Annotated in this window: 9 protein-coding genes; 1 reads left to right on the plus strand and 8 read right to left on the minus strand. The window is 74.4% G+C overall.

Annotated features, from left to right (window positions below; all coding sequences use genetic code 11):
* Window position 1: 1 nt before the first annotated feature.
* The 8 genes from murD to mraZ form a co-directional block, all read right to left on the minus strand.
* A complete protein-coding gene (murD, locus tag ABD899_RS10700) occupies window positions 2–1,489 on the minus strand; it encodes a UDP-N-acetylmuramoyl-L-alanine--D-glutamate ligase (protein WP_345205603.1) in 1,488 nt (495 codons plus the stop codon).
* Window positions 1,486–2,568: a phospho-N-acetylmuramoyl-pentapeptide-transferase gene (gene mraY, locus ABD899_RS10705; RefSeq protein WP_345205606.1), complete on the minus strand. Its 1,083-nt coding sequence runs from the start codon at window positions 2,566–2,568 to the stop codon at window positions 1,486–1,488. Before mraY ends, murD begins: the two co-directional genes overlap by 4 nt.
* Window positions 2,565–4,025: a UDP-N-acetylmuramoyl-tripeptide--D-alanyl-D-alanine ligase gene (locus tag ABD899_RS10710; RefSeq protein WP_345205608.1), complete on the minus strand. Its 1,461-nt coding sequence runs from the start codon at window positions 4,023–4,025 to the stop codon at window positions 2,565–2,567. Before ABD899_RS10710 ends, mraY begins: the two co-directional genes overlap by 4 nt.
* The gene (locus ABD899_RS10715) at window positions 4,022–5,575 is read right to left on the minus strand and encodes a UDP-N-acetylmuramoyl-L-alanyl-D-glutamate--2,6-diaminopimelate ligase (protein WP_345205610.1); all 1,554 of its coding nucleotides are present in this window, start codon (window positions 5,573–5,575) and stop codon (window positions 4,022–4,024) included. The genes ABD899_RS10710 and ABD899_RS10715 overlap by 4 nt, the downstream gene beginning before the upstream one ends.
* A gap of 11 nt (window positions 5,576–5,586) precedes the next feature.
* Window positions 5,587–7,392 (minus strand): peptidoglycan D,D-transpeptidase FtsI family protein, encoded by a 1,806-nt coding sequence (locus ABD899_RS10720; protein WP_345205613.1) that lies wholly within the window; start codon window positions 7,390–7,392, stop codon window positions 5,587–5,589.
* 519 nt (window positions 7,393–7,911) lie between these two features.
* On the minus strand, window positions 7,912–8,469 hold the full coding sequence (gene ftsL, locus ABD899_RS10725; RefSeq protein WP_345205615.1) for a cell division protein FtsL: 558 nt from the start codon (window positions 8,467–8,469) through the stop codon (window positions 7,912–7,914).
* A complete protein-coding gene (gene rsmH / locus ABD899_RS10730) occupies window positions 8,466–9,443 on the minus strand; it encodes a 16S rRNA (cytosine(1402)-N(4))-methyltransferase RsmH (RefSeq protein ID WP_345205618.1) in 978 nt (325 codons plus the stop codon). The genes ftsL and rsmH overlap by 4 nt, the downstream gene beginning before the upstream one ends.
* Window positions 9,444–9,679: 236 nt before the next feature.
* Window positions 9,680–10,123: a division/cell wall cluster transcriptional repressor MraZ gene (gene mraZ / locus ABD899_RS10735; RefSeq protein WP_345205620.1), complete on the minus strand. Its 444-nt coding sequence runs from the start codon at window positions 10,121–10,123 to the stop codon at window positions 9,680–9,682.
* A 463-nt stretch (window positions 10,124–10,586) separates the two neighbouring features.
* Here mraZ and ABD899_RS10740 point away from each other — a divergent pair, with 463 nt between their 5' ends.
* A complete protein-coding gene (locus tag ABD899_RS10740) occupies window positions 10,587–11,522 on the plus strand; it encodes an AAA family ATPase (protein ID WP_345205747.1) in 936 nt (311 codons plus the stop codon).
* Window positions 11,523–11,525: the final 3 nt, after the last annotated feature.

Raw genomic sequence — 11,525 nt, forward strand, 5'->3', positions numbered from 1 at the left:
GCTACTCCCCCGCGGCGAGCCGGCCGACCGCGCCGGCGAAGGCGTCACCGCGGGCGCCGTAGTCGGCGAACATGTCCATGGACGCGGCGGCGGGTGCGAGGAGGACGACGTCCCCCTCGCGCGCGAGCGCCAGGGCCTCCCTCACCACCAGGTCCATGGCTCCAGTGTCGGTGCGCTCGACGTCGACGACGGGGACATCGGGCGCGTGTCGGGCGAGAGCCTGGGCGATCGCCGCCCGGTCCCGGCCGATGAGCACCGCCGCGCGCAGCCGGCCGGCGGCCGCCGCGACGAGCTCGTCGACGTCGGCCCCCTTGAGCAGCCCGCCCGCCACCCACACGACGTTCTCGTAGGCGAGGAGGCTGGCCCGCGCCGCGTGCGGGTTGGTCGCCTTGGAGTCGTCGACCCACCGCACGCCGCGGACCGTGCCCACCTCGGCGATGCGGTGCGGCTCGGGGACGAAGGCCCGCAGCCCGGCGCGCACCGCGGCGGCCGGGACGCCGTGCGCCCGGGCGAGGGCGGCCGCCGCGAGGGCGTTCGCGACGAGGTGCGGGGCCGGCGGGGGGCCGCCACCGCTCAGGTCGTCGAGGGTCGCGAGCTCGGCCGCCGAGGTGCGGCGCTCCACGACGAAGGCCCGGTCGGCGAGGACGTCGTCGACGAGCCCGACCTCGGACGGGCCCGGCACGCCGAGCGTGAACCCGACCGCGCGGCATCCCTCCTGGACGTCGGCCGCCTCGACGAGGCGCCGGGTGCGCTCGTCCTCGACGTTGTAGACGCAGGCGACCTCGGTGTTGGCGTAGACCCGGCCCTTCGCGGCGGCGTACTCGTCGAGGGAGCCGTGCCAGTCGACGTGGTCGGGCGCGACGTTGAGGCACACCGAGGCCCGCGGGGCGAGCGAGTGCGACCAGTGCAGCTGGAAGCTCGACAGCTCGACGGCGATGACGTCGAACGGCTCGGGGTCCATGACGGCCTCGAGGACGGGCGTGCCGACGTTGCCGGCGCTGCACGCGCGCAGCCCTGCGGCCCGCAGGATCGAGGCGAGCATCTGCACGGTCGTCGTCTTGCCGTTCGTGCCGGTGACCGTGAGCCACGGGGCGGCGCCCTCGCGCGGGCGCAGCCGCCACGCGAGCTCGACCTCCCCCCACACCGGGATGCCGGCCGCGGCGGCGGCCGCGAGGAGCGGCTGGTCGGGCCGCCAGCCCGGGGAGGTGACGACGAGGTCGACGGGGGCGGACGGCATCCGCTCGACCGCGCCGGGGCCGAGGTCGAGGCGGGCGCCGAGGACGTCGAGGATGCGGGCGCGCTCGGACATCGCCGAGCCCTCGGCCGGTGCCGCTCCGTCGACGACGAGCACGACGGCGCCTCGCTCGAGGAGGGCGTCCGCGGCCGCGAAGCCGCTGACGCCGAGACCGGCGACGACGACGTGCAGCCCGGACCAGTCGGCGTCGCGGTGGGTCAGGGTGGCGAGCCGGTCGGTGGTGCCGCCGCTCATCCGGCCCCCACGACCCACTCGGCGTAGAAGAGGCCGAGCCCGAGGGCGACGAAGAGCCCGGCGATGATCCAGAACCGGATGACGATCGTCACCTCTGCCCAGCCGAGCAGCTCGAAGTGGTGCTGCAGGGGCGCCATCCGGAACACCCGTCTCCCGGTCGTCTTGAAGCTCGCGACCTGGATGATGACCGAGAGGGTGATCGTGACGAACAGCCCGCCGAGGATGACGATGAGCAGCTCGGTGCGGGTGAGGATCGCCAGGCCGGCGAGCCCGCCGCCGAGGGCCAGGGACCCCGTGTCGCCCATGAAGATCTTGGCCGGTGAGGCGTTCCACCACAGGAAGCCGAAGCACGCCCCCATGCCGCAGGCGGCGACGATGGCGAGGTCGTGCGGGTCGCGCACCTCGTAGCACTTCGTGCCCGGGTTCCACTGGCAGTTCTGGTTGAACTGCCAGATGCCGATGAGCACGTAGGCCGCGAAGACCATGACCGAGGCCCCCGTGGCCAGGCCGTCGAGGCCGTCGGTGAGGTTCACGCCGTTCGACGTGCCGGCGACGATGATGTTGGCCCAGATGACGAAGAGGATGACGCCGACGAGCGCCCCCATGAAGGCGAGGTCGAGGCCGGTGTCGCGCACGAACGAGATCGACGTCGAGGCCGGGGTGCGGAAGGCCTCGTTGGGGAACTGGAGCGCGAGGATCGCGAAGACGACGGCGACGAGGGTCTGCCCGGCGAGCTTCTCGCCCGAGCGCAGGCCCAGGCTGCGCTGCTTGCTGATCTTGATGTAGTCGTCGAGGAAGCCGACGAAGCCGAGGCCGGTCATGAGGAACAGCACGAGCAGGCCGCTGACCGTCGGCCCCTGCCCCGTGACGAGGTGCGCCACGGCGTAGGCGACGAGGGAGCTCGCGACGATGACCGTGCCGCCCATCGTCGGTGTGCCGCGCTTCGTGTGGTGCGACGTGGGGCCGTCGTCGCGGATGAACTGGCCGTAGCCCTTGCGCACGAGGAAGCGGATGAACATCGGGGTGCCGAACAGCGCGATGACGAGCGACACGACGGCCGCGATGAGGACAGCCTTCACGTCAGGTCCTCTCGCTGCCCGGCCAGTCGGTCACCGAGCAACCGTAGTCCGGCGTCGCGGCTGGACTTGAACAGGACGACGTCGCCGGGGCGCAGCTCGGTGTCGAGGAGGTCGTGGGCGGCGTCCGCGTCGGGGACGGTGCGGACCCGGGTGCCCCCGACGTCCGGCAGGTCGGGGGTCGGGACCCCCGACCTGCCGGACGTTGCAGGGTGGTCGAAGGCGTCGCGAGCACCGGCGGCCAGCGCCGCGGCCGCCTCGCCGACGACGACGAGCTCGTCGACGCCGTGGGCGACGACGTCGGCGCCGACCTGCGCGTGCAGCACCTCCGACTCGTCGCCGAGCTCGAGCATCGTGCCGAGGACGGCCCAGGTGCGCCGCCCCTGACCCATCCGTTCCAGGGCGGCGAGCGCGGCGCGCATCGAGTCGGGGTTGGCGTTGTAGGCGTCGTTGACGAGCGTGACGCCGTCGGCGCGTTCGACGACCTCCATCCGCCACCTGCTCACCGGCCGGGCGGACTCGAGTGCGGCGCAGACCTCCTCGAACGGCATCCCGAGCTCGGTGGCGACCGCGAGCACCGCGAGGGCGTTGCCGACGTGGTGGCGCCCGACGAGGCCGAGCCGCACGACGCGCGTGCCCTGCGGGGCGTGCACGGTGAACGTGGGGCGGCCGCCCGCGTCGAGCTCGACGTCGCCGGCGCGCACCTGGGCGTCCTCGGCCTCGCCGACGAGCACGACCCGAGCCGTCGTCACGGCGGCCATGTCCCGCACCACGGGGTCGTCGGCGTTGAGGACCGCGACCCCGTCCGCCGGCAGGGCGGCGACCAGCTCGGCCTTCGCGGTGGCGATGGCCGCGCGGGAGCCGAACTCCCCGACGTGCGCCGTGCCGACGTTGAGCACGACCCCCACCCGCGGCGGGGCGACCCGGGCGAGGTGGGCGACGTGGCCGATGCCGCGCGCGCCCATCTCGACGACGAGGAACCGGGTCCCGCTCGTGACGCGGCACACCGTGAGCGGCACGCCGATCTCGGAGTTGTACGACCCGACGGGCGCGACGGTGGGCCCCGCCCCGGCCAGGACGGTCCCGAGGAGGTCCTTCGTGCTCGTCTTGCCGGACGACCCGGTGATGCCGACGACCGCGAGCCCGGGCACCCTCGCGACGACCTCGCGGGCGAGCGCCCCGAAGGCGAGCTCGGTGTCGTCGACGACGACGCACGGCACGCCCTCGACCGGCCGGCTCACGAGGGCGGCGACGGCCCCGCGCTCGACGGCGCCGGCGACGAAGTCGTGGCCGTCGGCGTGCTCGCCGAGCCGGGCGACGTAGAGGCTGCCCGGCCCGGCCTCGCGCGAGTCGGTGACGACGGGGCCGTCGACGACGACGGCGTCGGGGCGCACACCGGACGGGACCTCGAGGCGGCCACCCGTGGCGCGCGCGACCTCGGCGAGGGTGAGGGCGATCACGCCGGGCCCACCCCCGCGGCGAGTCGCAGCGCCTCGACGAGCTCGGCCCGGTCGTCAAAGGGGTGCACGACCCCGCCGACGTCCTGGCCCCGCTCGTGCCCCTTGCCGACGACGGCGACGGTGGCGTCCGGGCCGTCGGCCCACACGGCGTCGACGGCGGCCCGGATCGCCCTGCCTCGGTCGCCGACGACGAGGACGAGGACGTCCGGCCGCCCCTCCGCCCGGACCGACTCCACCCCCTCGAGCACCGCCGCGCGGATCGTGGCGGGGTCCTCGGAGCGGGGGTTGTCGTCGGTGACGACGACGACGTCGGCGACCTGCGCCGCGGCGGCGCCCATCGCGTGCCGCTTGTCGCGGTCGCGGTCGCCCCCGGCGCCGGTGACGCACACGAGGCGGCCCGGGGTCGAGGGACGCAGGGCCTGCAGGGCGGCGCGGATCGCCTCCGGCGTGTGCGCGTAGTCGACGACCGCCCGGGGCGCACTCGTCCCCACGGGGGCGGCGACGGCCTCCATCCGGCCGGGGACGTGGGGGTCGGTGAGGACGGCGTCGCCGACGGCCCCGGCATCCTCCCCGAGGAGCACGAGGGCGGCGGCGGCCATCGCCGTGTTCGTCACGTTGAAGCCTCCGGGAAGGCTCGACCTCAGCTTGAGGTCCACCCCGTCGGCGCCGAGGCGGAAGGCGGACGGGTCGTCGGGGTCGACGGTCACCCGCCAGTCGGCGTCGGCCGTGCTGCCGATCGTCGAGACAGGGATGCCGGCGCGCTCGACGAGGCGGCGCCCCCACGGGTCGTCGACGCACACGAGGCCCTGCCGGGCCCGTTCGGGGGTGAACAGCGACGCCTTCGCGGCGAAGTAGTCGTCCATGTCCGCGTGGAAGTCGAGGTGGTCCTGCGAGAGGTTCGTGAAGAGGGCGACGTCGTAGCGCACCCCGTCGACCCGGTGCTGGGCGAGGGCGTGGCTCGAGACCTCCATGACGCACGTGTCCAGGCCCCGCTCGGCCATGACCGCGAGGAGCGCGTGCAGCTCGGGCGACTCGGGCGTCGTGCGCACGCTGCCGACCCGCTCGTCCCCGATGCGGGTCTCGACGGTGCCGATGAGGCCCGTGCTGCGACCCATCGCCGTGAGCGCCGAGTGGACGAGGTGGGCGGTCGTCGTCTTGCCGTTCGTCCCGGTGATGCCCACGAGGCGCAGGGACAGCCGCTCGGTGCCGAAGACCCGGGCGGCGACGGCCCCGAGCACCGACCGGGGGTGCTCGACGACGAGGACGGGCAGGGCGACGCCGGCGTCGTGCACCCGCTGCACCCCCGCGGCGTCGGTGAGCACGGCGACGGCCCCGTCCCGGGCGACGGCGTCGACGAAGTCCGCACCGTGGGCGCGCGCTCCGGGGAGGGCGGCGTACAGGTCACCCGGCCGAACGGCCCGGGAGTCGAGCGTCACCCCCGTGACGACGACGTCGGACGAGGTGTCGGGTGCCCCGTCGACGGCCCCCACGAGGGTCGCGAGGTCACGGACCGGGGTGCTGCGCAGCTGCGTCGGTCGGGGTACGGCCACGTCGGAGGACCCTACCGTGGGGTCGGCTTCGTGCCGTTGCGCAGCAGGGTGGGGTCGGCGAGGGCCCGCTCGGGGTCCACCTTGATCGTGACCTTCGCGGGCTTGGCGCCGGTCGGGGGGATCTTGAGCTCCTGGAGGGCGTAGGTCGTGACGTCCTTGAAGACCGGGCCGGCGACGTAGCCGCCGAAGAAGGGGTACGCCGGCTTCTGGACGATGACGGCGACGACGATCTTCGGGTCGTCGGCCGGGGCGTACCCGATGAAGCTCGCCGTCTTGCCCGAGTACCGGCCCACCCGGGGGTCGAAGTACTCGGCGGTGCCGGTCTTGCCGGCGACGCGGTAGCCCGGGATCTGGGCCTCCTCGGCGGTGCCCTCGTCGCTGACGACGCCCTCGAGCATCCGGCTGATGTCGGACGCCGTGCGGTGGGACACGACGCGTACCTTCGTCGACTCCGGGGTGGGCTGCACGGTGCCGTCGGCGTCGGTGAGGCTCTGGACGAGCCTCGGCGTGGCGCGCACGCCGTCGTTCGCGATCGTCTGGTACACCGAGGCCGCCTGGATCGCACTCACCGACACGCCCTGGCCGAAGGCGACCGTCGCGCGCTGCGTGCCGCTCCAGTCCTCGCTCTTCGCGAGCACGCCGGAGGCCTCCCCCGGGAACCCGCTGCCGCTCCTCGACCCCATCCCGAACTTGCGGAAGTACCCCTCGAGCGTCGACGGCTTGAGGGTCTCGCTGACGAGGATGGTGCCGATGTTGCTCGACTCGGCGAGGGTGCCGGCGACGGTGCGGTAGAGCGTCGGGTGCTCGTGGCTGTCCTTGAAGTTGGCGTCGTGGCGCCTGAGCCGGTTCGGGATGACGACCGGGGTCGACGGCGTGACCGCCTGCTCCTCGAGGGCCGCCGCGATCGTCATGACCTTCGAGGTCGAGCCGGGCTCGAAGACGTCCTCGAAGGCGAGGTTGCGCAGGGTCGCCCCCTTCTTGCCGATGTCGGTGTCCGGGTCGAAGGTGGGGTACGAGGCGACGCTGAGCAGGTCGCCGGACTCGACGTCCATGATGACGACGGTGCCGGACCGCGCACCCGTCTCCTTGATCCGCTGGGCGAGCGAGTTCTGCGCGTACCACTGCAGGCTCGAGTTGAGGGTGAGGGTCACGTCGTTGCCGTCGACCGCGGGCACGAGGGTGCTCTCGGCGACCGGGATCATCGTGCCGTCGAGACCCCGCTGGAAGGTCTGCCGGCCGGGGCTGCCGTGCAGGTGGGCGTCCATCATGAGCTCGACACCGCCGCCGGGGTTGCCGTCGCCGGTGACGAACCCGACGAGCGAGGCGGCCGTCGCGCCCTGCGGGTAGACGCGTTCGGACCGGGTCTCGCGGCGGTCGCGGTTGATGCCGGGGATCCGGAGGGCCGCGATCTTGTTCCACGTGAGCGGGGTGACGTCCCGGCTCAGCACGACGTAGCGGTTCGTGCCGGTGAGCTGGGGCACGAGCTCGGCGGCGGTCGTCCCGAGCAGCGGGGCGAGCTCGGTCGCGGCCCGCTCCACGGCGGCCGCCGACGTCGAGGGGTCGCACTCGTGCCTGCGCGTCCCGTGGGTGCACACCGCCTGCTGGTCGGCGACGACCACCTCCCGCACCGCGCTCGACGCGAGCACGGTGCCGTCGGAGGCGAGGATCTCGCCGCGCATCGCCGGGATGACCTGCACCGTCGCCCGCCGCAGCTGGGCCTCCTCGGCGACGGCCTCGGCGTCGAAGCCCTGGATCCGCACGAGCTGTGCGCCGAAGACGCTCAGGACGAACAGGCTCGCGACGGTGAGGAAGCGCATCCGCCGCCGCGGGTTGCCGGTCGGCGAGCCGCCGGGGGCCGTGCCCCGGCGACGGCCCGCCCCTCCTCCGGCTCCGCCGCGACCGGCGGGGCCACCTCGACCGCCACGACCGCCCCGACCGGCGGTGCCACCACGACCGCCACCGCCACCACGGCCCGTGGCCGCGGCGGGACGGCGGGCGCCTGCCGGGCGCGGCGCGGCGCCGGTGCGCGCCGCGGTTCCCTCGCGGGGTGCGGCGCCTTGGCGGGGTGCCGCTCCGGAGCGGGGCGCGGGACGACCACCGACCGGGCGGGTGCCGGTGGTGCGACCGCCGACGGGGCGCGAGGTCGTGGGGCGGGCCCCGGCGGGGCGGGCGCCGCCTCGGGCCGCGGGGGCCGAGCCGGGGCGCGCGCGCCCCGAGGGCGGTGGCGTCCTGCGCTGGGTCACGGGCTCTCCGTCGGGGGTGTCGGTCGGGCGGCGGTCAGTGGGGTGTCGGGCCGCGGGTGGCGGTCAGCGGGGCGGGGGTCCCGGGCGGCGGGCTCACCGGTACCGGACCGTCGGGACGGGCGGGGTGTCGGGACGGGCGGCCGGGCTCGCCGACGGCGTCGGCGAAGGCTTCGTGGCGGGCGTGGTGGCCTTCGGCACGGTCGTGCTCCTCGTCGGGGCCGTGGACTCGGTGACCACGCTAAACGTGCTGTCCGCCTTGGCCTTCTTCGCCACGCCGAGCACCTTGCCGTCCGACAGGCGCAGGAACGCTGGCGACTCCGCGGGCACCATCCCGAGGGCCCGGGCGCGCTTGGCGAGCGGCCCGGGGCCCGAGACCGCGTCGATGGAGTGGCGCAGCGAGTCCTGGGTGTCGGTCAGCTCATCGGACCGGTGCTGGAGGTCGCGCATCGTGTACGACCCCTTGGCCAGCGCGGTGTTGAGGAGCAGGACGCCGACGAAACCCCCGAGGAGCAGCAGGACGCACAGGGCGAGGAAGGCACCGTTGCCGCGGATCTCCGGGGGCGCGACGACCCTGAGCTGGCGGGGGGTCGCTCCCGTCGAGCGGCGGGAGCCGGTGCGGGGCAGCGTCCTGGCCGGGGCGAGCTGGCTCATGCGGGGGCTCCGTTCGGTGCGAGGCGTTCGGCGGCACGCAGTCGTGCCGAGGCGGATCGGGGGTTGCGGTGCTGTTCCTGCTCGTCGGGCACCTCGGCGCCTCGGGTGAGCAGGCGCAGGTAGGCGGCGTGCTCGGGCAGCTCGACCGGCATCCCGGGGGGCGTGCGGCTGTGGGCTCCGGCAGCGAAGGCCCGCTTGGTGATGCGGTCCTCGAGCGAGTGGTACGACAGCACCGCGATCCGCCCGCCGGGGGCGAGCACGTCGAGGGCCGACGCCACGGCGCGTTCCCACACGTCGAGCTCGGCGTTGACCTCGATGCGCAGCGCCTGGAAGGTGCGCTTCGCCGGGTGCCCACCACTTCGCTGCGAGGCGGCCGGCACCGCAGCGCGGAGCACCTCGACGAGACGGGCCGAGGTCGTGAACGGCTCCTTCTCGCGCTCGCGCACGATGGCCGACGCGATCCGCCCGGCGAAACGCTCCTCACCGTAGGTCCGCAGGATCCGGGCCAGCTCGCCGTGCGGGTAGGTGTTGACCACCTGCGCAGCCGTGATGCCCGCGCGCTGGTCCATCCGCATGTCGAGGGGCGCGTCGTGGCGGTACGCGAAGCCGCGGTCGGGTTCGTCGAGCTGCAGCGACGAGACCCCGAGGTCGAACAGGATGCCGCGCGCCGTGCCGTCCGCGTGCTCGGCGAGGACGTCCGCGATCGCGTCGTACACCGCGTGCACCCCGAGGAAGCGGTCACCGAAGCGGACCAGGCGTGCGCCCGCGAGCTCGAGGGCCTGGGGGTCGCGGTCGAGGCCGATGACGCGTGCCGAGGGGCAGCGGTCGAGCAGGGCCTCGGCGTGGCCCCCCAGGCCGAGGGTGGCGTCGACGCAGACCGCCCCCTCGGTGGCCAGCGCCGGCGCGAGGAGGTCGACGATGCGCTCGCGCAGCACGGGGACGTGCCGCTCGGCGGAGTCTCCTGCGCTGCTCATCGTGTCTCCGGTCGGTCTCGGTGCCGTCGTGTCGGTGGTGCGGTGTCCGTGCGGTGGGTCGTGGCGGTCGGTGGGTTGGCGCGACCCGGCTGCGGGTCCCCATCCGATCCGGGCCCGGCGCGGGGGAAGTCGCGTCGGGAGCGGGTCGGCTGGAGGCCGGCGGTCGGGTCGGTCGGTGCTCGGGGGGTCGGGTCCTGCGGCGGATGCCGTGCTTGCGGATGCCGTGACGGTGGACGTCAGAGGCCGGGCACCACCTCCTGGGTCGGCACGGAGTAGGCGGAGTAGGCCGGCATGACCTCGGCGAGGTAGTCCGCCCACGCCGTGGAGTCCCAGACCTCGAGGCGGTTGCCGTTGCCGATGACCGTGCAGTCCTTGTCGAGCCGGGCGTAGGCGCGCAGCGGGGCCGGGATGGTGATGCGGCCCTGGCGGTCGGGGGTGTCGGGGTGGGCGCTGGCCCGGAACACCCGGACGAAGTCGCGGACCGGGCGCGAGGACCCGGGGGCCGCCTGCATCTCGGCGGAGATGCGGTGGAACTCCGCCGTGGGGAAGACGTAGAGGCACCCCTCCTGGCCGGTCGTCACGACGAGGCCGCCGGCGAGCTCGGCGCGGTAGCGCGCGGGGAGGAAGAGCCGCCCCTTGTCGTCGAGCCGGGGCGTGTGGGTGCCCAGGAACGCGTCCACGGGCGCCACCTCCTCGACCCTCGCAACCCTCCGGGTTCCACCGGTTTCCCCCACATTACTCCACTACTGCCCCTCCATGCTCCGTTCTCACCCACTTCTCGAGCATTTCTCGCCTTACACTGCAGGTCAGCGTGGTGGTGCGAAGTGGGGCGGGTTCACCCGACGCCCGACCCGACCACCCGGCATCCGGCCCGTTCAGCCGCCGGGAACGGATGCGCGGGGGCTGTCGTGGGTCGCTCTCTGGCGCTCGGTGGGTGACGGTGGTGGGATCACGCAGGTGTGGCTGCGGCCTCCCGCTGGGGGGCCACCGTGGGGCAAGATCGAGGGCACGCGGTCTGCCCACCGATCGTTGGGCGGATACCGACGACGAAGGGACCTCCACGTGAGCGAGCTCGACGACCACCGACGCACCGCGACCGACCGCGAGCCGGTCGAGACCACCCGGGGTGCCTCGCTCGACACCGTGCTCCAGGTCTCGGCCTCCCTTGCGGCCGCGATGAACTCGGTCATCGAGGGCAAGCAGGCCGTCGTGCGGACGGCGATCACCGTGCTGCTCGCCGAGGGGCACCTCCTCGTCGAGGACGTGCCGGGGGTCGGCAAGACCCTGCTCGCGAAGACCCTCGCCCGCTCGATCGACTGCCGGGTCCGCCGGGTGCAGTTCACCCCCGACCTGCTGCCGAGCGACATCACCGGCGTCTCGGTGTTCAACCAGGACGTGCGCGACTTCGAGTTCCGGCCGGGCGCGATCTTCGCCAACGTCGTCGTCGGGGACGAGATCAACCGGGCCTCGCCGAAGACCCAGAGCGCACTCCTGGAGTCGATGGAGGAGGGCCAGGTCACCGTCGACGGGACGACCTACTCGCTCCCCCAGCCGTTCATCGTCATGGCCACCCAGAACCCGATCGAGATGGAGGGCACCTACCCGCTGCCCGAGGCGCAGCGCGACCGCTTCATGGCCCGCATCTCGATGGGCTACCCCTCGGCGCGGGCCGAGCTCGAGATGCTCGACCTCCACGGTGGGGTCTCACCGCTGCAGGACCTGCAGCCCGTCACCGACGCCGCCACCGTCTCCGCGATGGTCGAGGCGGTGCGGGAGGTGCACGCGTCCCCCGCCGTCCGCCAGTACATCGTCGACCTCGCGCACGCCACCCGCTCGAGCTCCGCCCTCCGCCTCGGGGCCTCGCCGCGGGCGACGCTCCACCTGCTGCGGGCGGCCCGGGCCCACGCCGCGCTCTCCGGGCGTGACCACGTGCTGCCCGACGACGTCCAGCAGGTCGCGGTGCCCGTGCTCGCCCACCGCCTCATCCCCACCGGCGAGACGCAGATGGCCCGGCGCACGACGGCCGACGTCGTCGGTGACCTCCTGCAGCGCGTCCGGGTCCCCGCGCCGACCCGCTGAGCC

Origin of the sequence: Fodinibacter luteus, from assembly GCF_039541575.1 — a bacterium.
Lineage (GTDB): Bacteria > Actinomycetota > Actinomycetes > Actinomycetales > Dermatophilaceae > Fodinibacter > Fodinibacter luteus.